At 71.0% G+C, this 24,815-nt stretch carries 23 protein-coding genes; 14 read left to right on the top strand and 9 right to left on the bottom strand.

Going from position 1 to position 24,815, the window contains the following annotated elements:
• Positions 1 to 46: 46 nt before the first annotated feature.
• Positions 47 to 784, top strand: coding sequence for an SDR family NAD(P)-dependent oxidoreductase (locus tag ACF07B_RS17435; protein ID WP_369480651.1), 738 nt, complete (start codon positions 47 to 49; stop codon positions 782 to 784).
• Between the two features lie 231 nt (positions 785 to 1,015).
• Here the strand turns inward: ACF07B_RS17435 and ACF07B_RS17430 are convergent, their stop codons facing one another.
• Positions 1,016 to 1,453 (bottom strand): hypothetical protein, encoded by a 438-nt coding sequence (locus tag ACF07B_RS17430; RefSeq protein WP_326790851.1) that lies wholly within the window; start codon positions 1,451 to 1,453, stop codon positions 1,016 to 1,018.
• A gap of 576 nt (positions 1,454 to 2,029) precedes the next feature.
• Between ACF07B_RS17430 and hemL the strand changes: the two genes are divergently transcribed.
• From hemL to ccsB, 7 genes are all read left to right on the top strand, one after another.
• Entirely contained in the window at positions 2,030 to 3,346 is a 1,317-nt protein-coding gene (gene hemL / locus ACF07B_RS17425) for a glutamate-1-semialdehyde 2,1-aminomutase (protein ID WP_392179514.1), read from the top strand.
• Positions 3,343 to 4,044: a histidine phosphatase family protein gene (locus ACF07B_RS17420; protein WP_369480649.1), complete on the top strand. Its 702-nt coding sequence runs from the start codon at positions 3,343 to 3,345 to the stop codon at positions 4,042 to 4,044. The genes hemL and ACF07B_RS17420 overlap by 4 nt, the downstream gene beginning before the upstream one ends.
• A 150-nt stretch (positions 4,045 to 4,194) precedes the next feature.
• A complete protein-coding gene (locus tag ACF07B_RS17415; RefSeq protein ID WP_392179513.1) occupies positions 4,195 to 5,457 on the top strand; it encodes a hypothetical protein in 1,263 nt (420 codons plus the stop codon).
• Between the two features lie 66 nt (positions 5,458 to 5,523).
• A complete protein-coding gene (locus tag ACF07B_RS17410) occupies positions 5,524 to 6,141 on the top strand; it encodes a TlpA family protein disulfide reductase (protein ID WP_369480647.1) in 618 nt (205 codons plus the stop codon).
• A gap of 50 nt (positions 6,142 to 6,191) precedes the next feature.
• The gene (locus tag ACF07B_RS17405) at positions 6,192 to 6,929 is read left to right on the top strand and encodes a cytochrome c biogenesis CcdA family protein (protein WP_369480669.1); all 738 of its coding nucleotides are present in this window, start codon (positions 6,192 to 6,194) and stop codon (positions 6,927 to 6,929) included.
• A 3-nt stretch (positions 6,930 to 6,932) separates the two neighbouring features.
• Positions 6,933 to 8,771 (top strand): cytochrome c biogenesis protein ResB, encoded by a 1,839-nt coding sequence (locus ACF07B_RS17400; RefSeq protein ID WP_384233796.1) that lies wholly within the window; start codon positions 6,933 to 6,935, stop codon positions 8,769 to 8,771.
• A complete protein-coding gene (ccsB, locus tag ACF07B_RS17395; protein ID WP_369480645.1) occupies positions 8,768 to 9,889 on the top strand; it encodes a c-type cytochrome biogenesis protein CcsB in 1,122 nt (373 codons plus the stop codon). The genes ACF07B_RS17400 and ccsB overlap by 4 nt, the downstream gene beginning before the upstream one ends.
• A 28-nt stretch (positions 9,890 to 9,917) precedes the next feature.
• On the opposite strand, the gene ACF07B_RS17390 is transcribed toward ccsB, so the two are convergent.
• The 5 genes from ACF07B_RS17390 to ACF07B_RS17370 form a co-directional block, all read right to left on the bottom strand.
• A complete protein-coding gene (locus ACF07B_RS17390) occupies positions 9,918 to 11,462 on the bottom strand; it encodes an ABC transporter substrate-binding protein (RefSeq protein WP_369480644.1) in 1,545 nt (514 codons plus the stop codon).
• The gene (locus ACF07B_RS17385; protein WP_392179512.1) at positions 11,462 to 13,582 is read right to left on the bottom strand and encodes a hypothetical protein; all 2,121 of its coding nucleotides are present in this window, start codon (positions 13,580 to 13,582) and stop codon (positions 11,462 to 11,464) included. The genes ACF07B_RS17390 and ACF07B_RS17385 overlap by 1 nt, the downstream gene beginning before the upstream one ends.
• Positions 13,583 to 13,713: 131 nt before the next feature.
• Positions 13,714 to 14,664 carry an isopenicillin N synthase family dioxygenase gene (locus ACF07B_RS17380; RefSeq protein ID WP_392179546.1) on the bottom strand — a complete coding sequence of 317 codons (951 nt, stop codon included), beginning with the start codon at positions 14,662 to 14,664 and terminating at the stop codon, positions 13,714 to 13,716.
• Between the two features lie 241 nt (positions 14,665 to 14,905).
• On the bottom strand, positions 14,906 to 15,364 hold the full coding sequence (locus ACF07B_RS17375) for a nucleoside deaminase (protein ID WP_369480642.1): 459 nt from the start codon (positions 15,362 to 15,364) through the stop codon (positions 14,906 to 14,908).
• Between the two features lie 82 nt (positions 15,365 to 15,446).
• Positions 15,447 to 16,430 carry a zinc-binding alcohol dehydrogenase family protein gene (locus ACF07B_RS17370; protein WP_392179511.1) on the bottom strand — a complete coding sequence of 328 codons (984 nt, stop codon included), beginning with the start codon at positions 16,428 to 16,430 and terminating at the stop codon, positions 15,447 to 15,449.
• 137 nt (positions 16,431 to 16,567) lie between these two features.
• Here ACF07B_RS17370 and ACF07B_RS17365 point away from each other — a divergent pair, with 137 nt between their 5' ends.
• A complete protein-coding gene (locus tag ACF07B_RS17365) occupies positions 16,568 to 16,903 on the top strand; it encodes an ArsR/SmtB family transcription factor (RefSeq protein ID WP_392179510.1) in 336 nt (111 codons plus the stop codon).
• A 61-nt stretch (positions 16,904 to 16,964) separates the two neighbouring features.
• Here ACF07B_RS17365 and ACF07B_RS17360 read toward each other — a convergent pair whose 3' ends face one another.
• Positions 16,965 to 18,422 carry an MFS transporter gene (locus tag ACF07B_RS17360; protein ID WP_392179509.1) on the bottom strand — a complete coding sequence of 486 codons (1,458 nt, stop codon included), beginning with the start codon at positions 18,420 to 18,422 and terminating at the stop codon, positions 16,965 to 16,967.
• Positions 18,423 to 18,601: 179 nt separating this feature from the next.
• Here ACF07B_RS17360 and ACF07B_RS17355 point away from each other — a divergent pair, with 179 nt between their 5' ends.
• Complete coding sequence (locus ACF07B_RS17355; RefSeq protein WP_369480667.1) at positions 18,602 to 19,249, top strand: TetR/AcrR family transcriptional regulator; 648 nt, start codon at positions 18,602 to 18,604, stop codon at positions 19,247 to 19,249.
• Between the two features lie 178 nt (positions 19,250 to 19,427).
• Positions 19,428 to 20,450 (top strand): DMT family transporter, encoded by a 1,023-nt coding sequence (locus tag ACF07B_RS17350; protein WP_369480637.1) that lies wholly within the window; start codon positions 19,428 to 19,430, stop codon positions 20,448 to 20,450.
• Here the strand turns inward: ACF07B_RS17350 and ACF07B_RS17345 are convergent.
• Positions 20,335 to 21,240: a LysR family transcriptional regulator gene (locus ACF07B_RS17345; RefSeq protein ID WP_392179508.1), complete on the bottom strand. Its 906-nt coding sequence runs from the start codon at positions 21,238 to 21,240 to the stop codon at positions 20,335 to 20,337. The two genes, ACF07B_RS17350 and ACF07B_RS17345, sit on opposite strands and share 116 nt — an antisense overlap.
• A 1-nt stretch (position 21,241) precedes the next feature.
• Positions 21,242 to 21,640: a PLD nuclease N-terminal domain-containing protein gene (locus ACF07B_RS17340; protein ID WP_369480634.1), complete on the bottom strand. Its 399-nt coding sequence runs from the start codon at positions 21,638 to 21,640 to the stop codon at positions 21,242 to 21,244.
• A gap of 89 nt (positions 21,641 to 21,729) precedes the next feature.
• Between ACF07B_RS17340 and ACF07B_RS17335 the strand changes: the two genes are divergently transcribed.
• From ACF07B_RS17335 to ACF07B_RS17325, 3 genes are read left to right on the top strand one after another with little or no spacing between them, the layout of a single operon-like run.
• Positions 21,730 to 23,181, top strand: a complete 1,452-nt coding sequence (locus tag ACF07B_RS17335) for a menaquinone biosynthesis decarboxylase (RefSeq protein WP_329301087.1) — start codon at positions 21,730 to 21,732, stop codon at positions 23,179 to 23,181.
• Positions 23,178 to 24,080 (top strand): menaquinone biosynthesis prenyltransferase MqnP, encoded by a 903-nt coding sequence (gene mqnP / locus ACF07B_RS17330; protein ID WP_362405640.1) that lies wholly within the window; start codon positions 23,178 to 23,180, stop codon positions 24,078 to 24,080. Before ACF07B_RS17335 ends, mqnP begins: the two co-directional genes overlap by 4 nt.
• A 31-nt stretch (positions 24,081 to 24,111) precedes the next feature.
• On the top strand, positions 24,112 to 24,801 hold the full coding sequence (locus tag ACF07B_RS17325) for a UbiX family flavin prenyltransferase (protein WP_392179507.1): 690 nt from the start codon (positions 24,112 to 24,114) through the stop codon (positions 24,799 to 24,801).
• Positions 24,802 to 24,815: the final 14 nt, after the last annotated feature.

Below are 24,815 nucleotides of genomic sequence, written 5' to 3'. Positions count from 1 at the left end.
GCCCTCTGGCGTCACCTGGTGGTTCGCGTGGTGAGGAGCGGTGATCGTGGGGAACGGGCGGAGGATCACGGTGGTGACCGGCGGCAGCCGCGGGATCGGCGCCGCCGTCTGCCGGCGGCTGGCCCTGGAGGGCCATGACGTCGTCATCGGCTACCGGTCCGACCGTGCGGCGGCCGAGAAGGTGGCGGACGCCGTCACGGACGCGGGCCGGAGCTGTCTGACGGTGGCCGTGGACACCTCCGACGCCGCCGCGGTCGACGGGCTCTTCGACGCGGCGGCCGCCGAACTCGGCCCGGTCACCGGGCTGGTGAACAACGCGGGCGTCAGCGGACCCAACGGACCGCTGGCCGACGCGGACCCCGACGGCATGCGGGGCGCCCTCGCGGTCAACGTCCTCGGCTATCTGCTCTGCGCGCGTCGCGCCGTACGGGAGATGACCGCGTCCGGCGGGGGTGCCATCGTCAACATCTCGTCCGCGGCGGCGACCCTCGGCAGTCCGGGGCAGTACGTCCACTACGCGGCGGCGAAGGCGGCCGTCGACGCCCTGACCGTCGGCCTGTCCAAGGAGGTGGCGGCGCACGGCATCCGCGTGAACGGTGTCGCCCCGGGTGTGGTCTGGACCGACTTCCACGAGGACCCGCAGCGCCCGGCCTGGATGGCCGACGTCATCCCCATGGGCCGCGCGGGCCGGCCCGAGGAGATCTCCGGTGCGGTGGCCTGGCTCCTGTCGGACGACGCCTCGTTCACGACGGGAGCGGTCCTGCGGGTCGCGGGCGGGATGTAGCCGGGGGTCCCCGGTTTTCCGCGTCGCGGGCGACCGGGGGTCCGGGTCTCCGCGCCGCAAGCCACCGGGGGTCCCGGGCCGCCGCGCCGCGGACCACCGGAGGTCCCCGGGTCTCCGCGCCGCAAGCCACCAGGGGTGCTCCGCGCCGCGGGCCGGTGATCGTCCGCGAGCGCCCCGGGGCATGAAAAAGGCGGGGTCCGGAAACCCCGCCCGCTGCTCAGGAACCCCGGATCAGGGCCACACCAGGCAGTAAGGCTGGTGCCCCGCCTCGTGCAGGCGGTGCGAGAAGTCCTGCCACTCGTGCAGGAGCTGGTAGACGTTGAAGGCGTCCCGTGGGCCGCCCCGGTCCGGGACGGTGGACCAGATGAAGGCCGCCGCGCCCACGGCTTCCTCGCCCAGGCCGCGCAGCGGGTCGACGACGGTCATCGGGAGCTTGACCACGGCGTAGTCGGGGTGCAGGACGACAAGCTCCAGAGGCGGAACCTTGTTCAGGGGGACGCCTTCTATGCCGGTGAGGACCATCGCGGCCATCGTCTCCGGCTTGATCTTGGTGAACATGCCGTTCATGCCGAGTTCGTCGCCGCCGAGTTCTTCGGGGCGCATCGAGATCGGGACCCTGGCGGCCGTCGCGCCGTCGGGCGCGCCGAAGTATTTGTACGTCACCCCCACTCGGCCACCATTCCCGCTCTCCGCCCGCAGTCGTTCGACCGCACGATCGATCCGCTCGTCGGGGTCACCCGCCGATCCCTGTGCCTGTCCCGCTCTGCCGGCGGCTTCCTCCGCCTCACGCCGGTGCTTCCCCCGCCGGGCACGCCGAGGGTTGAGGTCGTCGGTCCCCTCGCCCAGTCCACCGCGATGCATATCTCCACCCGACTGCTTTTCTAAGTCGCGAGACCCCCGCCACGCAACCCGATCATCGTGACAGTGACCTCCCCCACGGTCGCACGCCGAAACGTACGCCGAAACACCTGTCCGCGGGATCTTCGCGGCCCCTGAACACCGTCGTTCATGTGAGCTGTCCGTTCTGGTCCCAGTTTCGCAGATGGCCGGGGGATGGGACCCGCTTGTCGTACCGGGCTCCGTCACACCGGCCCGGCGATGGCCGGGATCATTCCTCTGTGGAGGCGTACGTCGGGCCGGGGCCGTCCGTTCACGGCGTCCCGCTCTTCCCCTCGCGGTCCACCGGAACCCCTGGCCTACCCTGAGGAGGTCACTAGCCCCCCGGAGTCGGAGACGTCGCAGGTCATGACCGAACTGCCTTATCCCTACGAAGCCCCAGCCTCGCAGTCGCTGTTCGACCGTGCGGCGGCCGTCACACCAGGTGGCGTGAATTCTCCGGTGCGCGCCTTCCGCGCCGTGGGCGGTACGCCCCGGTTCATGGTGTCCGGTACCGGTCCCTATCTGACCGACGCCGACGGCCGTGAGTACGTCGACCTCGTCTGTTCCTGGGGTCCGATGATCCTCGGGCATTCCCGTCCCGAGGTCGTCGCCGCCGCTCAGGACGCCGTCGCGCGCGGTACGTCCTTCGGTACGCCCGGTGAGGGGGAGGTCGTCCTCGCCGAGGAGATCGTCGCCCGCGTCGAGCCCGTCGAGCAGGTCCGGCTCGTCTCCAGCGGTACCGAGGCGACCATGTCGGCCATCCGGCTGGCCCGCGGGTTCACCCGGCGCACGAAGGTGATCAAGTTCGCCGGCTGCTACCACGGCCATGTCGACTCGCTGCTCGCCGCGGCGGGCAGCGGGGTCGCGACCTTCGCGCTGCCCGACACGCCCGGTGTCACCGGCGCCCAGGCCGCCGACACCATCGTCCTGCCCTACAACGATCTCGAAGCCGTGCAGGCCGCGTTCCACGCGCACCCCGGCGAGATCGCCTGTGTGATCACCGAGGCCTCGCCCGGCAACATGGGTGTGGTGCCGCCCGCGCCCGGTTTCAACCAGGGTCTCAAGGACGCCTGCGCGAAGAACGGCGCCCTGTACATCTCGGACGAGGTGATGACCGGCTTCCGCACCAGCAGGGCGGGCTGGTACGGGATCGACGGTGTGCGTCCGGACCTGATGACCTTCGGCAAGGTCATGGGCGGCGGCTTCCCGGCCGCCGCGTTCGGTGGCCGCGCGGACGTGATGGCGCACCTCGCGCCGGCCGGGCCGGTGTACCAGGCGGGCACGCTCTCGGGCAATCCCGTCGCCACCGCCGCCGGGCTCGCGCAGCTTCGGCTGCTCGACCAGGCCGCGTACGACACGATCGACGCGGTGTCGGAGCGGATCCGGACGCTGGTGACCGAGGCGCTCACCAAGGAGGGTGTGACCCACCGCCTGCAGAGCGCCTCCAACATGTTCTCCGTCTTCTTCACGGGACGTGAGGTGCGTGACTACGAGGACGCGAAGGCGCAGGAGTCCTTCCGCTACACCGCGTTCTTCCACTCGATGCTGGCGCAGGGTGTCTACCTGCCGCCGTCCTCGTTCGAGTCGTGGTTCGTGTCGACGGCCCATGACGACCAGGCGGTTCAGAGGATCGCCGACGCCCTTCCGGCGGCGGCGCGGGCAGCGGCGGAGGCCACGGCATGAGCGGGACCAGCGGCACGAACGGCGCCGGGGACATCACCGTCGTCCACCTGATGCGGCACGGCGAGGTCGCCAACCCGGACGGGGTGCTCTACGGGCGGCTGCCCGGATACCACCTGTCCGAGCTCGGGCGGCAGATGGCCGACCGGGTGGCCGAGCACCTCAGCTCGCGCGATGTCACGCACGTCGTGGCCTCGCCGCTGGAGCGGGCGCAGGAGACGGCCACGCCGATCGCGAAGGCCCACGGGCTCGACCTGGCGACGGACGGGCGGCTCATCGAGGCCGACAACGTCTTCCAGGGCAAGACCTTCGGTGTCGGTGACGGCGCGCTGCGGCGGCCGGAGAACTGGAAGCACCTCGTCAACCCCTTCAAGCCGTCCTGGGGCGAGCCGTACGTGGACCAGGTCGTCCGCATGATGGGGGCGCTGGACGCCGCCAAGGACGCCGCGCGCGGCCACGAGGCGGTGCTGGTGAGTCATCAGCTGCCGATCTGGATCGTCCGCAGCTACGTGGAGAAGCGGCGGCTCTGGCACGACCCGCGCAAGCGGCAGTGCACCCTGGCCTCGTTGACCACGTTCACCTACCGCGGCGACAAGATCGTATCGGTGGGCTACACCGAGCCCGCGCGCGATCTGGTTCCGGCTCATCTCCTGGCGGGCGCCAAGCCGGTGCCGGGCAAGAGCAAGGCGTTCGGAGCCTGACGGGCGAAATCCAGACCCGGTCCAAACGGGCGCATCTTCGTAAAATCATATAAATCTGCGCGCGTTAAACGGAACCTCTGTCTTCATCGTGCCCTCTCATGGGATGCCAGCTGAGAGCCAGCTGAGAGGGTGCGATGAAATGAGGACCGTATGCGGGACGTCAGCCGAAGGGGAATGATCGGCCTCGGTGCGGGTGCCGCGACCGCGCTCGGACTCGCCGCGTGCGGCACCACCTCGGGGAAGGACGCCACGAAGCGTCCCGACCGTTCCGCCACGGCCGGCACCGGCCGCCCGGGCGCCCCGAAGAAGCCGGCCGTGCGTCTCATCGGCGACGGGTCCACCGCCTACACCGGCAAGCAGCCGCGCCAGCCGCTGGCTCCCGTCCCGCTCGAACCCGGCCAGACCCCGCCGCAGTTCGTGGTCTTCTCCTGGGACGGAGCGGGAGAGGTCGGCACCGGTCTGTTCGACCGCTTCCTCCAGCTCGCCAGGGAGAACGACGCGCACATGACGTTCTTCCTCTCCGGGCTGTATCTCCTGCCCGAGTCGAAGAAGCGCCTCTACGACCCGCCGAACAACCCCCGCGGCGCCTCGGACATCGGGTATCTGAGCGACGGCCACGTCCGCTCCACCCTGAAGCTGGTCCGTCAGGCCTGGCTCGACGGCCACGAGATCGGCACCCACTTCAACGGCCACTTCTGCGGAGGCTCCGGCTCGGTCGGCAACTGGACGGCCCGGCAGTGGGCCAGCGAGATCGAGCAGGCCAAGTCCTTCGTCACCGAGTGGCGCACCAACACGGGCTGGACCGACCTGCCCCCGCTGCCCTTCGACTACGAGAAGGAGCTCATCGGCGCCCGCACCCCGTGCCTGCTCGGCCAGGACAGCCTGCTGCCCGCCGTCAAGGAGCTCGGCTGGCGCTACGACGCCTCCTCGCCCGGCGGTGTCCAGCGCTGGCCGCAGAAGAAGGAAGGGCTGTGGGACCTGCCCCTGCAGGCGATGCCCTTCCCCGGGCACCGCTTCGAGGTCCTCTCGATGGACTACAACATCCTCGCCAACCAGTCCGTCGCCACCACCCGGGCGCCCTCGTACAACTACCCGGGCTGGCGTACGCAGGCCTCCGCGTCGTACGTGGCGGGATTCAAGCGGGCATTCGAGACGAACCGGGCGCCGTTCTTCATCGGCAACCACTTCGAGGAGTGGAACGGCGGCATCTACATGGACGCCGTCGAGCACGTCTTCACCCACATCGCCCGGGAGAAGCAGAAGGGCTCCGACGTACGCATGGTCTCCTTCCGGCAGTTCGTGGACTGGCTGGACGTCCAGCGCCCCGAGGTGCTGGCCAAACTCCAGGCGATGGACGTGGCCGAGGAGCCCGCCGGGGGCTGGCACCGCTACCTTCGGGGACAGGCTGCCTGAAATGCGGGTTTCCACCCGCAAGGGGGGTGCGGAAGATCCCCGAAACGGGCATGCGAAACTTTTCACATGAGTGCCGCCTGCCGCGCAGACCAGCGCCCGAACCGCACCCGCGCCGCCCTGTACGCCGCGGGGGCCGCCGTCGCCGCGCTCGTGCTGTCCGCGTGCACCTCCGGTGGTACCTCCGGCGGCGCGGGCAACAGCAACTTCGTCCCCGGCAAGGACGGCATCTCCGCCGTCGCCAAGGGGTCCAGGGACACCGCCCCGGACCTCTCCGGCGAGACCATCGACGGCAAGCAGCTCGACGTCGCGGACTACAGGGGCAAGGTCGTCGTCCTGAACGTGTGGGGCTCCTGGTGCCCGCCGTGCCGCGCCGAGACGCCGAACCTCGTCAAGGTCGCCAAGGAGACCGCCGCCCAGGGCGTGCAGTTCGTCGGCATCAACACCCGTGACCCCAGCACCTCCCCGGCCAAGGCCTTCGAGAAGCAGCAGGGCGTCCCGTACCCCAGCCTGTACGACCCGACGGGCAAGCTGATGCTCCGCTTCAAGAAGGGCACGCTCAACCCGCAGACGATCCCCTCCACGATCATCATCGACCGGGACGGGAAGATCGCGGCCCGCACGCTCCAGGCGCTCAGCGAGGACAAGCTGCACGAGATGCTCGACCCCGTCCTCGCGGAGAAGTGACCGACGTGTCCCTTCTCCAGACCTCCGTGACCCTCGCCGCCCCGACCGACATGAACACCACGGTCTACAGCGGCGCCCTGCTGCTCGCGCTGCCCATCGCCGTGCTCGGCGGGCTCGTCTCCTTCTTCTCGCCCTGCGTCCTGCCGCTGGTACCCGGCTATCTGTCGTACGTCACCGGGGTCAGCGGCACGGACCTGGCGGAGGCCCGACGGGGGCGGATGGTCGCGGGGGCCAGTCTGTTCGTGCTCGGCTTCACCGCCGTGTTCGTCTCCGGCGGCGCGCTGTTCGGCTACTTCGGCTCGACGCTGCACGAGTACAACGGAACGCTCAGCAAGATCCTCGGCGCGCTGATGATCGCGATGGGCGTGTTCTTCATGGGGCTGATGCCCTGGCTCACCCAGCGCGAGTTCCGCTTCCACCGGCGGCCGGTGACCGGGCTCGCCGGGGCGCCGGTACTGGGCGCGCTCTTCGGCATCGGCTGGACGCCGTGTCTGGGCCCGACACTCACCTCCGTCAACATGCTCTCCATGGACCAGGCGAGCGCCGGGCGCGGGGCCATACTGACGGTCGCCTACTGCCTCGGACTGGGAGTGCCCTTCGTCCTCGCCGCGGTCGCCTTCCGCAAGGCGCTCGGCGCGTTCGGCTGGGTGAAGCGTCACTACGCCTGGGTGATGCGGATCGGCGGCGGAATGATGATCGTGACCGGGCTCCTCCTGCTGACCGGTGCCTGGGACGGCATCGTGCAGCAGGCGCAGACCTGGTCCGACGGCTTCACGGTAGGGATCTGATCCATGAGCACGACCGACACCGGCAACACCTCCGAGTCCGCCGCGACGCCGGGCGACGACGGCACGCCGGACCCGGCGAGCACCAAGCGGCACATCGGGGTGAGCGCCGACGGCGAACTCGGCGAGGCCGGGTCGCAGTTGTCCACCGCGCCCGTGGAGACGGCGGTGCCCGGCTCCTTCGGCGGCGCGCGCACCCCCGGCGCCCTGGGATGGATCGCCTGGACAGGCCGCGAGGTCACCGGCTGGGCCCGCTGGATCTGGCGCCAGCTCACGTCGATGCGGGTCGCGCTGATCCTGCTCTTCCTGCTGTCGCTCGGCGCCATCCCCGGATCGCTGATCCCGCAGTCCGGCACCGACGCGGCGAAGGTGCAGGAGTTCAAGGACGCGCACAGCGTGCTCGGCCCGCTCTACGACCGGCTCGGCCTGTTCCACGTGTACAGCTCGGTGTGGTTCTCCGCGATCTACATCCTGCTGTTCGTCTCGCTCATCGGCTGCATCGTGCCCCGCACCTGGCAGTTCGTCGGACAGCTGCGCGGTCGTCCGCCGGGCGCCCCCAGGCGGCTCACCCGGCTGCCCGCGTACACGACCTGGCGCACCGCGGCGGAGCCCGAGCAGGTCCGCGAGATCGCGCTGAAGGTGCTCAAGGAGAAGCGGTTCCGGGCGCACGTCGACAAGGACGCCGTCGCCGCCGAGAAGGGCTACCTCCGCGAGACCGGCAACCTGCTCTTCCACATGGCGCTGATCGTGATGCTCGTCGCCTTCGCCTGGGGCCAGCTCTTCAAGTCCGAGGGCGACAAGCTGATCGTCGAGGGCGACGGCTTCTCCAACACGCTCCTGTCCTACGACGACTTCAAGTCCGGCAACCTCTTCAGCACCGACGACCTGACACCGTTCAGCTTCGACCTGAAGAACTTCACCGGCACCTACGAGCGGACCGGTCCCAACAAGGGCACCCCTCGCACGTACCAGGCGGCGATCACCTACAGCGAGGGCGCCTACGGCAAGGAGCGCAAGACGCTCGTCAAGGTCAACGAGCCGCTGGAGATCGGCGACACGAAGGTCTATCTGACCGCCCACGGCTACGCGCCCACCGTGACCGTCCGGGACGGCAAGGGCAAGGTCGTCTTCCACGACGCCGTGCCGCTGCTGCCGCTCGACTCGAACGTCACCTCGCAGGGCGCCGTCAAGGTCATGGACGGCTACAGGAACGCGCAGGGCAAGAGCGAACAGCTCGGCTTCTCCGCCTTCTTCGTGCCGACCTTCGCCGGGGCGGGCAAGGGCGACATGTTCTCCCAGTTCCCCGCGCTCGACTACCCGGTGCTCGCGCTGAGCGGCTTCCACGGCAGCCTCGGGGTCGACGCGGGCCTGCCGCAGAACGTGTACCAGCTCGAGACCACGCACATGAAGCAGTTCAAGGACGCCAAGGGCGAGATCGTCAAGTCGCGGCTGCGGCCCGGCGAGACGATGACCCTGCCGGACGGCGCCGGTTCGATCACCTTCGACAAGGACATCAAGGAGTGGGCGAACTTCCAGGTCACCCAGCAGCCCGGCAGTGACTGGGCGCTGGCCGGGGCGTTCACCGCGATCCTCGGACTCGCCGGTTCGCTGTTCATCCAGCGCCGCCGCGTCTGGGTGCGGGCCACCACCGGCGACGACGGTGTCACCGTCGTCGAGATGGCCGGGCTCGGCCGCAGCGAGTCCGCGAAGCTTCCCGAGGAGCTCGGCGACCTGGCCGCGCTCGTGCACGAACAGGCCCCCACCAAGCCCGACGAAGACGCGGCACCCACCGACGCCGACGCCGAACCCCCCGTACCCGCCGCTGAAGGGTCCAAGAAGCCGTGACGCTCGCCACCGCACACGACCTGGGCGCCGTGACCGAACTGGCCACCGCGACCAACGAACACCTCGCCAACATCAGCAACACGCTGATCTACTCCGCGATGGCCGTCTACACCCTGGCCTTCTTCGCCTTCATCGCCGAGTGGCTCTTCGGCAGCCGCAGCAAGGTCGCCCGCACCGCCAGCGCGCTCACCGCTGACGGCGCGAAGACGGCCGCGGCGGCCCCCGAGGTCGCCGTGCGCAAGGCCGGCGGCACCACCGTGCTGGAACGGCCGAAGGTCGTCACCCGGTCCGCGGCGGGCGCGCGGGACGTGCCCGACGGGCCCGGCGCGCACGGCGGGGACGAGCAGGGCGACCTGTACGGGCGGATCGCCGTGTCCCTCAGCGTGCTCGCCTGGGGCGTCGAGGCGGCCGGAGTGCTCGCCCGCGCCCTGTCGGTGCGGCGTGCCCCCTGGGGCAACATGTACGAGTTCAACATCACCTTCTCCACCGTCGCCGTCGGGGTCTTCCTCGTCCTGCTCGCGCTGAAGAAGAACGTCCGCTGGCTCGGCCTCCCGCTGATCACCACGGTCCTGCTCGACCTCGGTCTCGCGGTCACCGTCCTGTACACCGCGAGCGACCAGCTGGTCCCCGCGCTGCACTCGTACTGGCTGTACATCCACGTCTCGACCGCGATCCTGTGCGGCGCCGTCTTCTACGTGGGCGCCGTCGGCACGGTGCTGTACCTCTTCAAGGACTCGTACGAGAACAAGCTGGAGAAGGGCGGAGAGCCCGGCCGGTTCGCCACCTCCGTCATGGAGCGGCTGCCCGCCTCGGCCTCGCTCGACAAGTTCTCCTACCGCGTGAACGCCGCCGTCTTCCCGCTGTGGACCTTCACGATCATCGCGGGCGCGATCTGGGCGGGCGACGCCTGGGGCCGCTACTGGGGCTGGGACCCCAAGGAGACCTGGGCGTTCATCACCTGGGTCGCCTACGCCTGTTACCTGCACGCCCGCGCCACGGCCGGCTGGAAGGGCCGCAAGGCCGCCTACATCGCCCTGATCGCCTTCGGCTGCTGGCTGTTCAACTACTACGGCGTCAACATCTTCGTCGGCGGCAAGCACTCCTACGCGGGAGTCTGACCCGCCCGGAACACGAAGACCGAAGACCCTAGGACGGCGGCAGGCACTGGGCGGCCGGTGGTCTGCCGTCCGGCCAGGCGATCTTCACGAAGCGGGCGCGGCTGTCGTGGGTCAGTTCCACGATCGGCACGGCCTTGTCGTACGGATTCCCGTGGACGTCCAGGCAGATCCACCCGCTCGCCCCGTTCACCCGGAGCTGGGCGCCCTTCACCTGGGGCCACTGGAGACCGACGTCCGCGAGCGCGGGGATCCGCCCGGTCGGCGAGGCCCCGCGGACACCGCGCACCGCGAGCCGCATGGCGTCGTACGCGATGATCAGCTGGCCGTCGTCGAGGGCCACCGGGCCGATGGGGCCGACCGGCTCCCGCGCGGCGCCGGCCAGCAGCCGCCCGAGCACCTTCGCGTCGGCCGCGCTGCCGCCGGTCTTCGCGCCGTCCTTCGGCCAGGCGTCCGGATGGGCGAGGGCCGTGTAGCGCACGGTCAGCAGCGGGTCCTTCAGCGCGGCCGGGTCGAGGTCCTTGTCACCGGCGAGGTACGAGCCCTCGTCGCCGGTGAGTACGGTGAAGCGGCGGTCGGAGCAGCCCCGGGCGCCCAGCGCGTTGATGAACTGCCGCAACTGGGTGTGCCGGCCGGCGAACAGGACGGTGTTCGTGGTCTTCGGCGTGTTGCACAGGATGTTGGCGATCTGCGCGAAGACGTTGGCGGTGCTTCCCTCCTTGCTGCGGTCGGCGGGCGGGGTGAACGGCTGGGCCTCGGAGCGCGCGCCCTTGAGCATCTTCTCGAACGACGTCTGGAGCGTGCGTGTGTAGGGATCGCCGGTCCGGTCGTAGACCAGGAAGGCGTTGACCGCCGACACCTTGGCGAAGGAGGCGAGGGCGCGTGCCTCGTCGGTGTTGGTGGGGGAGACACGGGCGAGCCCGGGGAAGGGGTCCTTGCCGCCCTGCCCGTTGGCGAGGCTGTCGGCGGTGATCGAACTCCCTATCACCGGGATGCCCCGCCGGGTCAGCTCCGCGACCGCCTTCTTGTTGTTGTCGGTGCTCACCCCGACCCCGGTGACCGCGCGCAGCCGGTCCGGGCCCTTGGTCATCCGGTCGAGCTGGTCGACCGTGTGCCGCCAGGAGGCTCCGGTGGCGCCGGGGTTGGCGAGCACGAGCCGTATCTTCGGCTTCAGCCCGGTCGTGTCGTGGTTGGCCTGGTACTGGGCCAGGTAGGCGCCCTGGAGTTCGTGAAGGACGTCGGCGAGGTTGTCGGCGTCGGTCGCGGTGAAGGGTTCGAGCAGGGCGACGGTGACGTAACTGCCGGGAGCCAGGCGGTGGTTCTCGCGGTTGATCGCCCGCACGGTCTCGGTGAACCGCGAACGCCCGAAGGCGTACGCCGTCCAGGAGACGCCGACGCACTCGTCACCGTCCTTCGGCTGGACGACCCCCGGCGCGCACGACCGGTCGACCTTCGCCGCCGTCATGCCGCCCCACACGCCGAGGCCCACGAGGGCGGCGGCGAGGGTCAGCGCGACATACCTGCGGAAACGAATCTCCCAGATGTCCTCGCGCAGCCACACCCATAAGCGGGCCATCACCGTCCTCCGTCCTCGTCGTCCGGGACGCGCAGCGGCCGGCCGGCCAGGGCGTCGGCCGGCCAGTCGCGAGAGGCCCGCCACAGCAGGGCGTTGCCCGCGGGCCGCAGGTTCGAGAGCTGCTCCAGCTCGAAGCGCAGCCGCTCGGCCACCCTCGGGTCCGGCAGCACCAAGGGGTCGGTGAGCTGCCACACGGCGTGCAGCAACCGCCTTACCCGCAGATGCAGTACGGGGTCCACGCCCTCCGGCGGGCGGTGCGCGGCGTCCGTACGGCCGAGGGCGACGGAGGCGCGGTGGTCGTGGCCCCCGAAGTCGCGGCCGTCCGGATCATGGGCGTGGTAGTAGGGCGCGGAGGCGATGAAGAGCAGGGTGGACAGCCAGCCGCGGGTGTCGGAGCGGGGGAAGGTGTCCCGCAGATGCGCCACCGCGAAGTCCGCTTTCCCGAGGGCGAGTTCGTGGTGCAGCCGATAGCGGTCGCTGTCCGCCGGGGCCGTCTCGCCGAGGTCCTGGTAGTGGTCGACGAGGGCGCGGTGCACCGCCCGCCATCCTTCGTGGTCCGCGTCGTCGTGGTGCAGCCTCAGCAGCAGGAGCGCGCGCAGGAACGGGTCGCCGACGAACTGTCCGGCCGCTGTCGCCCAGCCCTCCGACGCGAGCCGTTCCTCCAGGTCCAGGACACCGGACGGGCCGAAGTCCTCCGGGAGCCGCGACTGGGCGAGCGAGCACGCCGAGTCACGGTCGTGGGCCGCGGCCAGCACGGTCAGCTCGTCGAGCCGGCCGCCGGGGACGAGCCGGCCGAGGAGCTCCTGATAGGCGGGGCGGCCGGCCTGGTCCTCCTGCGGGGCGATGTCGGCGGTCAGCAGTGTGCCCAGCGAGTCGGCGCCCTCGGGCAGGTTCTGCCGGACCGAGGCGGCCAGCAGGGTGATGCCGAGCGGACTGCCGCCCGTCAGCCGGTGGGTGGCGTGCGGGAGGTGGGGCGGTACGGCGGCCGGGGCCGCGGGTCCGGCACCGGGGCCGCCGGACGCGGTGTCCATGATGTGCAGGGTGTCGTCGGGGGTCAGCGGCGGCAGCGGGACGAGCAGGGCGCGCGAGGACGGCGAGGTGCCGGGGCGCCAGCCGGTGGCCCGCGCCGTCTCGGGCAGGGAGAGGCGGCCCGCGTTGCGCAGCGCCGGATGCGCGTCGCCCCGTAGCGTGGCGAAGAACACGGCCTGGTCCCTGATGCCGTCGGCACGGTCGCGCAGGACCGGTTCCAGGAGTCCGAGGCCCGCGGGCTCCTGGACGTTGTCGATCAGCAGGACCGGGCGTCCCCGCCGGTGCGAGCGCTGGACGACGCCCGCGTACGCGTCGTCGAGGTCGGCCAGCAGGGCGCGTACGAGATGGCGTTCGGCGTGTCTGCGGGAGTCGCCGCCCGCCCGGAAGTGCCGGGAGAGCAGGATCAGCGCGAGCTTGGGGCTGCCGCCCGCGTTCGGGTAGTCGCGGTACCAGGTGGCGGCCCTGCGCAGCCGGCGGTGGGCCGGGGAGACGCCTTCCGTGAAGGCCTCCAGGGTCGCCTCGATGATGGGCTCCACCACGGGGCCGGTCCCGCTCATGGACGCGACGAGCTTGGAGATCACCTTGCTCACCCAGCGCCCCGCGAATCCCGACAGCCAGGACTCGGTCTCGCTCAGCAGCAGGATGCGCTCCGCCTCCTGCCGGATGCGGGGCACGTCGCGGTCGCTCCAGCCGCCCGCCGCCACCGCCAGCAGGCCGGACGACAGGCGCGGGAAGCCGATGCGCCCGGCGCCCTTCACCGGTTCGGCGAGCTGTTCCGCGGCCGTGGTGAGCGCCTGCGCCACCGGTGACCAGGACTCGGCCGGGCGGTCCGGGGGCGGGGCGGCGAACTGCGTCTCCTCGCCGTCGATCAGGGCGACCGGGGTGTGTCCGCGGTAGGCCTCGCGCAGGGCGAGGAGCACGGCGGTCTTGCCCAGTCCCCGGCCGCCCGTGAAGACCACGAAGGGCGGTTCCTCGGTGTGTTCGTAGGGTGTGGCGCGCAGCTGGTACGGGCGCAGGCCGACCAGTCGTGACGCGAGTCCGGGCGGATCGGTGTCGAACAGCGCCCCCCGGCCGTGCAGCCCTGTGTGCACCGCATCTCCCCCTGGTCCGCGGTCCGGATCAACTGTGCTGCTGTGAGGTGTATCAACAACAGTTTAAGAAGGGGGAGTTGGTTCGGGATAGGGCATCCGGTGTCCGTTCAGTTACGAAAACGTTCAACCGTTCAACCGACAGTGATCGAATCGAGCTTCTGGCGCAGGTAGACGTGGGAGTCCACGGGTTCGTACACGACGCGGCCGACGGGGGCGGGCACCGACTCGACCAGCGTTCCCGGCGCGCACTCGCCGAAGTACACGAGCGAGATCAGCTCCTCGGCGGGAGCGTCGGCCGGCGGCGGCAGCACCCGGTGCCGTCCCGAGCGCCATCGGTCACCGGTCCAACGGGCCATGAGGTCACCGATGTTGATCGTCAGCGCCGCCGGGTCGAACGGGGCGTCCTGCCAGCCGTCCGCGTCCGTGAACACCTGGAGCCCGCCCTTGCCGGCCTGCCGGTCGAGGATGGTGACGGTGCCGAAGTCGGTGTGGGGCCCGATGCGGAACTGGCCCGGCTCGGGCTCGCCGACGACCTCCGTCCCCGGATACCAGTTGATGTTGAAGCCGTACGTCGGATGGTCCATGTGCCGGGTGAAGAAGTCCGGTTCGAGGCCGAGCGCCTCGCCGAGCAGCTCCAGAAGTTCGTTCTCCAGCCGGGCCATCTCGGCCAGGTACTCCTCGCAGAGCGCCCGCAGCGAAGGGGCCTCGGCGGGCCAGACGTTCGGCGCGTACCACTGCGCGTTGATCTCCGGGTCCTCGAACGGCTCGTGCGTCGCGAACGTCAGCGACTCCTTGAGGTCCGGCGGGGTCTTCGTGCCCTCCGCGTAGCCGTTGGCCTCGGCGCCGGGCCCGAGCCAGCCGCGCCCGCCGACCCGGTCGGCGTACGGCTGCTTGGTCCCGGGGGGCAGCGCGAAGAAGGCACGGGCGGCGTCCCGCAGGCCCCGGCGCAGCTCCGGGTCCACACCGTGGCCGGTGACGAGCAGGAACCCGGCCGTTCGCAGGGCCTCGTCGACGGTCCGGGCGAGCACGGCCCGTGCGCCACGGTCCCCGGAGAACCAGGGACGCAGATCGACGGTGGGGATGCCGGCGGCCGCTGGGCGCGCGGAGTGGGTGGTGGCGTCGGGGATGCCGGGAGGTGCCGGGTGTGCGGGGTCGGCGTCGGGAGCCGACGGGCGTGCGACGTGTGCGGTGGCGCCGGGAGGTGCCGGGTGCGCGAGGCCGGCGCCGGGGACGCCTGGAGCCGGCGGGTGGGCGGGGCCGGTGGGGGCGGGTGCCGCCGTCCCCGGGGCGTTCGCCGGGTCGTTCACGGGGTTGTTCACCGGGTCATTCACCGATGTCCTCGTTCCACAGGGCCGGGTTCTTCTCGATGAAGTCGCGCATCAGCGCGGTGCACTCGGGATCGTCGAGCAGCACGATCCGCACACCGTGTTCGGCGAGCCAGTCGTGGCCGCCGTGGAAGGTGGCCGCCTCGCCGACGATCACCCGGGAGATCCCGAACTGCCGGACCAGCCCGCTGCAGTACCAGCACGGCGACAGGGTGGTCACCATGGTCGTGCCGCGATACGTCCGCTGCCGTCCCGCGTCGCGGAAGGCGGCCGTCTCGCCGTGCGCCGAGGGGTCGCCGTCCTGGACGCGGCGGTTGTGGCCGCGGCCGAGCAGGGTGCCGTCCGCGCCGTACAGCGCGGCCCCGATGGGGATACCGCCCTCGGCGAGCCCGGCGCGTGCCTCCGCCAGGGCGGTCGCGAGCCACGCGCGGGCCTGTACCTGATCGATGCGCTCCATGGCCCCACTGTCCCCCGGGTCCCCCTCCCACGTCGCCGGAACACGAGGGCGCGTAGGTCCGGGGCTCGGACACGTGCTGCCGTTACCGGCCGGAGTCCGTCACCCGCAGCAGCAGCTTCCCCGTGCTCGTCCGTGATCCCATCAGCGCGTGCGCCTCCCCGGCCGTCTCCAGGCCGAACTCCGCCGTCACCGGCAGGATCACCGTGCCGTCGGCCACGAGCTCGAACGCGCGCGAGGCGATGGCGCGGAGGGCGGCCGGGTCCGTCCTGGCGAGGCCGAGGATCGAGAACCCGGCGACCGACAGGCCCGTGGGGTAGAGCTCCGGCCGGCCCACCGTCCAGGGCTCCGCCGAGCTCGCGTTGCCGAAGGAGACCAGGCGGCCGAAGGGGGCGAGGGAGGCGAGGCTGCCGCGGAGGGTCTCGCCGCCCACCGGGTCCAGGGCCAGGTCCACCCCGCGGCCGGCGGTCGCCGCGCGGACCTCGTCCGCGAACGGGCCCACGAACACCTCGTCGTAGCCGTGGGCGAGGGCGTACTCGGCCTTCGGGGCGGCGGACACGACGCCGAACACCGTCCCGGCCCCCGCCGCCTTCGCCAGCAGGCCCAGCACCGTGCCCACACCGCCCGCCGCGCCCTGGACGAGAACGGTCTCGCCGGGCTGGAGCCGGCCCACGGTGTGCAGGAGCGCGTACGCCGTGGGCACGACGGTGGGGAGCGTGGCGCCGGTGCGCAGGTCGACACCGCCGGGCAGCGGGAAGACCGTCACGGCGTCGGCCACGGCCACCTCCGCGTACGCCCCGCCCTCCGTCAGCGCCGCGACCTCCTGGCCCACCCGCAGTCCCGTGACGTCCGGACCGACCGCGCGGATCCGGCCCGAGACCTCGAGTCCGGGCACGAACGGGAGGCCGGGTACGCGGTAGCCCTCCGACCTCGCCTTGAGGTCGGCGAAGTTCACGCCCGCGTAGGCCACGTCGATGCTCACCTGTCCGGGGCCCGGACCGGGGACCTTCGCCTCCGTGACCCGCAGGACCTCGGGACCGCCGTACTCCTGGAATGCGACCGTACGCATGGCACACCTCCGGCTGACGCCCGGCAGGTCAGTCCGCGCCCGCCGTGCACTGTTCAATGAAAAGCGAACACTCGGGAGTGTATGGTTTTCATCGAACACTCGGCAAGCGGATCAGGGAATCACCAGGGGAGACCGGCGTGGCGGAGCGGACCAGTCACCGGGCGGCGCCCGAGCACACCCACCCGGACGAGGTCCCCGTGCAGACGGCCCTCGCCGCCCTCGCCGATCCCGTGCGGCTCCAGCTCGTCAGGGCACTGGCGGAGTCCGAGGAGTGGAGCCGCAGCTGCGGCAGCTTCGACGTACCCGTCGGCAAGGCGGCTCTCAGTCATCACTTCTCCGTGCTCCGCGGCGCCGGTCTCGTCGAGCAGCGCGACGAGGGGCCCAAGCGGGTCAACCGGCTGCGCCGGGCGGAGTTCGACGCCCGCTTCCCGGGCCTCCTCGCGCTCGTCCTGCGCGAGGAGCCGTCCCGCTGAGCGGTCTCGGTGGCGCTTCCGGCTGTGTGCGGTGGGGCTCGGCGACGCCGGCTCGGGTGGCTCAGGCGTGCTCTTCGGTGGCGCGGGAGTCGGTGAGCGTGAGCGCGCCGCCGGCCGCGATCAGGCCGACGACGACCGCCAGCACGGCGTAGGTGATCCGCTCGCCGTGGAAGAACGACGCCACCAGAGTGTCGCTCCAGGTGCCCGCGGGCAGCCGAGTGGTGACCAGCGCGGCGATGAGGGTGCCGACCACGGCGGTGCCGATGCTGCTTCCGACCTCCTGGGCGGTGTCGTTGAGCGCCGTGCCGATCGACGTCCGGTTGCCCGGCATCGCGTCGACGAGCGCGATGGCGCAGATCGTCATGACGGTGCGCAGTCCGACGGTCATCACGACCATGCAGGCCGCGATGGCGCCGTAGCCGTGGTCGACGCCCCAGGACAGGCCGGCCAGTGAGCCGGCCAGGCAGGCCGCGCCGACCAGGCAGGCGACGCGGTGGCCGAACCTTCCCGCGAGCCACTCGGACAGGGGGGTGGCGACGATCATGGTCACGATGATCGGCAGGTTCGCCAGGCCGGCCCGTACGGGGCTCCACCCGTAGGCGTACTGGAAGTGGAGGATCAGCCCGAACATCACGGCGGCCATCGCGATGGCCGTGCCGATCTGCGCGATGGCGGCGCCGCGGACGGTTCCGTCGGAGAAGAGGCGCAGGTCCAGCATCGGCGACGCGCTGCGGCGCTCGTGCCACACGAACGCGATCGCCGCGACGATGGCACCGAGGACGGACGCGAGGGTGATCGTGGAGAGCCAGCCGTGCTCGACTCCGCTGGTCAGCGAGTAGCAGGCGAGACCGATGGCGGTGACGCTCAGGCCGGCGCCCGGCAGGTCGAGCTTGTCGTGGGTCAGGTCCTCGGGCCGGTCGGCCGGGACACCGAGACGGACGCCGACGGCCGCGATCAGCGCGATCGGGGCGTTGACGATCAGGAGCCACTGCCACTGGAAGTGGGCCAGGGCCGTGCCGCCCAGCAGCGGGCCGAGGACGAAGCCGGACATGCCGACGACGATCATCAGGGTCATGGCGCGCATCCGCAGCGCCTTGTCGTCGAACAGCCGGAAGACCAGCGAGTTGGTGATGGGGGCCATCGCCGCCGCGGCGATGCCGAGGCCGGCCCGCAAGGTGATGAGCTGCCCCGCCGTGGTGACCGCGACGACGGCCAGGCTGAGTACGCCGAACACCGCCAGGCCGGCCAGCAGCACACGGCGGCGCCCGAGCCGGTCGGCCATCGATCCCGCCGTCAGCAGCAGGCCGCCGAACGTCAGCGAGTACCCGCCGGTGACCCACTGCAGCGCGGTCGTGCTGCTGTCGAGGTCCCGTCCGATCGTGGGCAGCGCGATCGAGAGCAGCGTGTTGTCGACCATCTCGACGAAGAAGGCCAGGCACAGCGCGGCCAGGGGAATCCATGCCGCGCGCAGGGACGGATAGGTACGCGATGCGGCGGGCGCTATGGCGGTCGTGGTCATGCCGGGCCTCCTCTCGGAACGCCGTCGACTATCGAACGGCGTTCGGCAATGGAACGTTGTTCGACAATAGAACGAGGTTCGATAATTGCGCAAGCTGTGATTGGATGGGCGTCATGACAGGCCCGCGACCACGACCCGCCGATCGTCCTTCCCGGGGACGTCAACGTGCCTCGCACTCCATCGAGGCCGTTCTCACCGCGGCCGTGGCCCTGCTCGACGAGGCGGGCGAGCCGGCGCTGACCCTCCGTGCCCTCGCGACCAGGCTCGGCACCGGCGTCGGCAGCATCTACTGGTACGTCTCGGGCAAGGACGACCTGCTCGACCGCGCCATCGACCACGTGCTCGGCGGGGTGCTCACCGCCGTCGAGGGGCAGACCGGCAGCGGCGACCCGATCGACGACCTGCGCGTGATGGCCGTCACGCTGTTCGACGCGATCGTGGACCGGCCGTGGCTGGGTCCGCACTTCATGCGCCGCACCGACGTCCAGGGCAACTCGTTGCGGCTCTACGAGAAGCTGGGACAGCAGACCCTTCGGCTCGACCTCACGCCGCAGCAGCGCTTCTACGCCGTGTCGGCGATCGTGGGCGTCGTGGTCGGCAACGCCGCCGACCTGGGGCAGGAGCCTCCCCAGGAGGTGCTCGACGGCTACGTGGACCGCGACGAGTTCCTCGGTCGCTACACCGAGACGTGGCGTGCGCTCGACGCCGGGGAGTACCCGTTCGTGCGCGACATCGTCGACGAGTTCGACGGGCACGACGACAAGGAGCAGTTCCTCGCCGGGCTGGACCTGACCCTGGCGGGCCTCCGCCTTCAGGCCGGAGTCTGACGCCGAGGGCACCCCCCCTTCCCGTCCTCCGCTCGGCGCCGGCGCCGGTGCGTCGCGTCCGGCCGGTTCCCGGGTCCCGCCCGCCTGCCAGCACGCATCGGCGGTGCCGATGGGGGCATCGGCAGGACGCCATGGTGGGCCGTGGCCCGGCGGGGGGTGCCGCTCCTACCTTCGGCGCATGACCTCAGCCACCGCAGTCGAGAACAAGGGCATCGCCCAGCTCACCGCCGCCATGATGCTCTCCGGGACCCTCGGCGTCTTCGTCGTCGAGTCCGGGGCCTCGCCCTTCAACGTCGTGTTCTTCCGCGTCCTGTTCGGGGCGCTCGCCCTCGGCGGCTACGCGCTGGCCCGGGGCTACTTCCGGGGCCACGGCTTCACCCCGCGCACACTCGGACTCGCCGCGCTCGGCGGGGTGTTCATCGTCTTCAACTGGGTCCTGCTCTTCCAGTCGTACGAGAACACCTCGATCTCCGTCGCGACCGTCGTCTACCACACCCAGCCGTTCTCCGTGGTGCTGCTCGGCGCCCTGCTCTTCCGCGAACGGCTCACCGCCGCCAAGGTCGGCTGGATCGGCCTCGCCTTCGCCGGTCTCGTCCTCGTCTCGGGCGTCTCCCCGGCCGACTTCGCGAACGGCGGCTCGTACCTCACCGGCATCGGACAGGCTCTCCTCGCCGCGCTCCTCTACGGACTGTCCACCCTGGTCACCAAGCGCATCACCGGCGTCCGGCCCCACCTCATCGCGCTCGTCCAGGTCCTCGTCGGCATCCCGCTGCTGCTCCCCTTCGCCGACTTCGGCGCGATGCGCGGGACCGGCGCGGACTGGGGCTGGCTGATCGGACTCGGAGTCGTCCACACCGGGCTGATGTACGTCCTGATGTACGCCGCGTACGCCAAGCTCCCCACCGCGAAGATCGCCGTGCTCGCCTTCACCTACCCGGCCGTCGCGATGGTCATGGACTGGGCGGTGTACGGCCACCACATCGGTCTCGTCCAGGCCCTCGGCGTCCCGCTGATCGTGACGGCCGGCCTGAAGGTCACGCTCCCCAGGACCGCCGGGACCGCCGGGACCTCCCTGGCCGGCCGGATCACCCGGGTCGTCCGGACTCCTCGGACACCAGTCGCCGCGCCCGCTCCACGAACAGCCGCGCATGCGCCGGAAGCCGCTTCCCGGCCCGCCACGCCAGTTGCGTCCGAAGCGTGAACGGCGGCTCCCAGTCCAGCCGTACGAGTCCTCCCCGCTCCAGTTCCGCGGCGACCGTCACCTCGGGAAGCAGCGCGATCCCGAGGCCGGCCGCCGCGGCGCGTTTGGTCGCCTCGATCGTGCCGAACTCGGTGAAGTCGACGGAGGAACCTTCCGGGAGGCAGGCGTTGAGCTCCCGCTCGAACAAGTCCCGGTAGGCGCAGCCGGGTTCGGTGGCGAGCAGGGAGTGGCCGGTGAGGCCGGCGGTGGCCGGTGCCGTGCCGGCGAGCGGATGGCCGGGCGCGGCGACCAGCGCGAGAGGTTCCTCCGCGAGCACCGCGACCTCCAGACCCGCGTGCTCGGTGTCCTCCTCCATCAGGAAGCCGACGTCGTACGTGCCCTGGCGCAGGGCCTGGCGGGTCTCGTCGCCGATGGTCGTGCGCAGCGACAGCCGCACCCCGGGGTGGCGGTGGTGGAAGAACTCCAGGAGCGGCAGCAGCCGGTAGGAGGTGAGGGACTCCATCGTGCCGACGGTGAGCGCGCCGGAGGGCTCCTCGGCGCCGACGACCGCGGCCCGCGCCTCCTCGGTCAGCTCGATGATCTGCCGGGCGTAGGGCAGCAGCCGTTCGCCCGCCTCGGTCAGCCTGATCCTGCTGCCCAGCCGGTCGAAGAGCTCCGTGCCGAGCGAGGACTCCAGGGCGCGGATCTGGCTGGTCACACTGGACTGCGCGTACGCCAGCTCGGCGGCGGCCCGGGTGAAGCTCCGTACGGTCGCGACCTTCTCGAAGGTCACCAGCAGACGCAGTTCCACGTCAGGACTCTTCGTCGGACCTGCTCCGGTCCTCGCGTCGCTTCAGCTCCTCCTCGCGGCGCCGCAGGTCGGCCTCCCAGTCCTTCAGGAGGGACTCGTCCTTGCGGTTCTCGGCCTTGAGGGATTTGAGGAACTCGGGGTTGTCGTCAGGGGCGACGAACGTCGTCCGCTGGTTGCGGTGCCACTCGGAGGGCGTGGAGCCGCCCGCCGGACCCCGGCGGTTGCGGCCCGCGACCAGCCAGGCGACGGGACCGACCAGCACCTCGCCGAAGAGCAGGATGATGATGACCCAGACCACCTTGGGCAGGCCTCTGACCTCCTCCTCCGGCGTGTTCAGGCAGTCGACGAAGGCGTAGATCCACAGCGCCAGGACCAGCAGGAAGGGCAGATACCTGAGCATGGCCGAACGATCCCCCAGTGAGCGACGGCGGGGCGGCACGGGCCCCCCGGTGACGGGCACAGGGTAGCGGGTGGCCGATACTTGGACACATGGCTTACGACGATCTTCGCTCCCTGCTGAGGGCGCTGGAGCGCGAGGGAGACCTCAAGCGCATCAAGGCCGAGGTGGATCCGTACCTGGAGGTCGGGGAGATCGTCGACCGGGTACAGAAGGCCGGCGGGCCCGCGCTCCTCTTCGAGAACGTGCGCGGCTCGGCGATGCCGCTCGCGATGAACGTCTTCGGCACCGACCGGCGACTGCTGAAGGCCCTCGGGCTGAAGTCGTACGCCGAGATCTCCGAGAAGATCGGCGGGCTGCTCCGGCCGGAGCTTCCGCACGGCTTCGTGGGCGTGCGCGAGGCCTTCGGGAAGCTCGGCGCGATGGCGCACGTACCGCCGAAGAAGGTCAAGGACGCGCCGGTGCAGGAAGTGGTGCTGCGCGGCGAGGACGTCGACCTCGACGCCCTGCCCGCCCTGTTCACCTGGCCCGACGACGGCGGCTCCTTCTTCAACCTGGGGCTCACCCACACCAAGGACCCCGAGTCCGGCATCCGCAACCTCGGTCTGTACCGCCTCCAGCGCCACGACAAGCGCACCATCGGCATGCACTGGCAGATCCACAAGGACAGCCGGAACCACTACCAGGTCGCGGCCCGCAGGGGCGAGCGGCTGCCCGTGGCGATCGCCTTCGGCTGCCCGCCCGCCGTGACGTACGCCTCCACCGCCCCGCTGCCCGGTGACATCGACGAGTACCTCTTCGCCGGGTTCATCCAGGGCAAGCGGATCGAGATGGTCGACTGCAAGACCGTTCCGCTCCAGGTGCCCGCGAACGCCGAGGTCGTCCTGGAGGGCTGGCTGGAACCGGGCGAGACGCTGCCGGAGGGTCCGTTCGGCGACCACACGGGGTTCTACACCCCGCAGGAGCCGTTCCCGGCGCTGACGATCGACTGCGTGACGATGCGGAAGCGGCCGTTGCTCCAGTCCATCGTGGTGGGGCGGCCCCCGACGGAGGACGGGCCCCTGGGCCGGGCGACGGAGCGGTTCTTCCTCCCCCTGCTCAAGATCATCGTGCCGGACATCGTGGACTACCACCTGCCGGAGGCAGGCGGTTTCCACAACTGCGCGATCGTCTCGATCGACAAGAAGTACCCCAAGCACGCCCAGAAGGTGATGCACGCCGTCTGGGGCGCCCACATGATGTCCCTGACGAAGCTCATCGTGGTCGTGGACGCGGACTGCGACGTCCACGATCTGCACGAGGTGGCCTGGCGCGCGCTCGGCAACACGGACTACGGACGTGACCTCACCGTCGTCGAAGGCCCGGTCGACCACCTCGACCACGCCTCCTACCAGCAGTTCTGGGGCGGCAAGGCGGGCATCGACGCGACGAAGAAGTGGCCCGAGGAGGGCTACACCCGGGACGGCGGCTGGCCCGAGATGGTGCTGTCCGACCCGCAGACGGCGGCGAAGGTCGACCGCCGTTGGAAGGAGTACGGGCTGTGAGTTCAGCTTCCGCGGCGCTTCCGCAGCCGGGCCGCACCAAGGCGTTCCTGCGGCTCGTCATGATCGAGCACTCGGTGTTCGCGCTGCCCTTCGCCTACATCGCCGCGCTGACGGCGATGTTCGAGGTCGACAAGAACATCCACTGGGCGAAGCTGCTCCTGGTCACCGTCGCGATGGTGGGCCTGCGCACCTTCGCCATGGCGGCGAACCGGATCATCGACCGCGAGATCGACGCCCGCAACCCCCGTACGGCCCATCGCGAACTGGTCACCGGCGCGATGAGCGTGAAGCACGCCTGGACCGGCGCGCTGGTCGCCCTGGTCGTCTTCCTCGGCGCCGCCGCCCTGCTCAACCCGCTGTGCCTCGCGCTGGCGCCCATCGCGGTCATCCCGATGGTCGTGTACCCGTACGGCAAGCGGTTCACGAACTTCCCGCAGGCCATCCTGGGCCTCGCCCAGGCGATGGGCCCGGTCGGCGCCTGGATCGCCGTCACCGGCACCTGGTCCTGGGACGCGGTCGTCCTCGGCCTCGCGGTCGGCGTCTGGATCGGCGGCTTCGACCTGATCTACGCCTGCCAGGACGTCGAGACCGACCGCGAGATCGGTGTGATGTCGGTGCCCGCGCGCTTCGGCATCCCGGCCGCGATCCGGGGCGCGCGAGGCTGCCACGCCGTGACGACGGCGCTCTTCGTCTGGTACGGGGTGGCCACCGGCGCCGGCGCCTTCTTCTGGCTCGGCCTGGTGATCGTCGCGGGTGCCTTCCTCTACGAGCACTCCATCGTGAAGCCGCACGACCTGAGCCGGCTGAACCGGGCGTTCTTCCAGGTCAACGGCTTCATCGGGATCGCCCTGTTCGTGTGCGCCCTGCTCGACCTGCTGGTGCGCGGGCTGACGGTCTGACCATGGGCGGTGGCCGGATAGGCTCGACATCATGAAGCCAGGACAGACGCAGCGCCGGCCTTGGATCGTGGGGGTCTCCGGCGCGTCCGGTACGCCGTACGCGGCCGCGGTGCTGCGTTCGCTGCTGGAAGCGGGGGAGAGCGTCGACCTGGTCGTCAGCAGGGCCTCACGGCTCACGCTGCTCGACGAGACCGGCCTCCCGTTCCGCGACGCCCACTGGCGGGACGACCTGCGCGCGTGGCTGGAGCGGGGCGCCGACGGCAAGCCCGGCACCTTCGACATCCCCGGGGAGCGTCTCGACGGCGTACGGCACTGGAGCGCCGGTGACCTGGCGGCGGGCCCCTCGTCCGGGTCGTATCCGGCCAAGGGCATGCTGATCGTGCCCGCGTCCACCGCCTGCGTGGCCGGAGTCGCCCTCGGCCTCTCCAAGGATCTGCTGCAACGGGCCGCGAGTGTCACCCTCAAGGAGGGGCGCACGCTGGTCGTCGCCGTACGGGAGACCCCGCTGAACGGGCAGACACTGCGTCACATGGTCTCCCTGGACGACGCGGGCGCCACCGTGCTGCCCGCCTCACCGGCGTTCTACGCGGGAGCCACGCACATCCAGGACCTGGTGGACTTCGTCGCCGGACGGGCCCTCGACGCGGCGGGCGTCGAACACGGCCTCTACCGCCGGTGGAAGGGCGAACTCGGGAGCGGTTCCCGGGACGCCACCACCTGACCCTCACGACCTCT

The sequence above is a fragment of the Streptomyces sp. NPDC015532 genome (assembly GCF_043078065.1).
Classification (GTDB): domain Bacteria; phylum Actinomycetota; class Actinomycetes; order Streptomycetales; family Streptomycetaceae; genus Streptomyces.
This window is presented reverse-complemented; position numbering and strand designations above follow the sequence as displayed.

Coding starts and splice junctions, on each gene's coding strand:
- hemL (WP_392179514.1), top strand. CDS start 2,030: ATGACCGAACTGCCTTATCCCTACGAAGCCCCAGCCTCGCAGTCGCTG.
- ACF07B_RS17420 (WP_369480649.1), top strand. CDS start 3,343: ATGAGCGGGACCAGCGGCACGAACGGCGCCGGGGACATCACCGTCGTC.
- ACF07B_RS17415 (WP_392179513.1), top strand. CDS start 4,195: ATGCGGGACGTCAGCCGAAGGGGAATGATCGGCCTCGGTGCGGGTGCC.
- ACF07B_RS17410 (WP_369480647.1), top strand. CDS start 5,524: ATGAGTGCCGCCTGCCGCGCAGACCAGCGCCCGAACCGCACCCGCGCC.
- ACF07B_RS17405 (WP_369480669.1), top strand. CDS start 6,192: ATGAACACCACGGTCTACAGCGGCGCCCTGCTGCTCGCGCTGCCCATC.
- ACF07B_RS17400 (WP_384233796.1), top strand. CDS start 6,933: ATGAGCACGACCGACACCGGCAACACCTCCGAGTCCGCCGCGACGCCG.
- ACF07B_RS17390 (WP_369480644.1), bottom strand. CDS start 11,462: ATGGCCCGCTTATGGGTGTGGCTGCGCGAGGACATCTGGGAGATTCGT.
- ACF07B_RS17375 (WP_369480642.1), bottom strand. CDS start 15,364: ATGGAGCGCATCGATCAGGTACAGGCCCGCGCGTGGCTCGCGACCGCC.
- ACF07B_RS17370 (WP_392179511.1), bottom strand. CDS start 16,430: ATGCGTACGGTCGCATTCCAGGAGTACGGCGGTCCCGAGGTCCTGCGG.
- ACF07B_RS17360 (WP_392179509.1), bottom strand. CDS start 18,422: ATGACCACGACCGCCATAGCGCCCGCCGCATCGCGTACCTATCCGTCC.
- ACF07B_RS17350 (WP_369480637.1), top strand. CDS start 19,428: ATGACCTCAGCCACCGCAGTCGAGAACAAGGGCATCGCCCAGCTCACC.
- ACF07B_RS17340 (WP_369480634.1), bottom strand. CDS start 21,640: ATGCTCAGGTATCTGCCCTTCCTGCTGGTCCTGGCGCTGTGGATCTAC.
- ACF07B_RS17335 (WP_329301087.1), top strand. CDS start 21,730: ATGGCTTACGACGATCTTCGCTCCCTGCTGAGGGCGCTGGAGCGCGAG.
- ACF07B_RS17325 (WP_392179507.1), top strand. CDS start 24,112: ATGAAGCCAGGACAGACGCAGCGCCGGCCTTGGATCGTGGGGGTCTCC.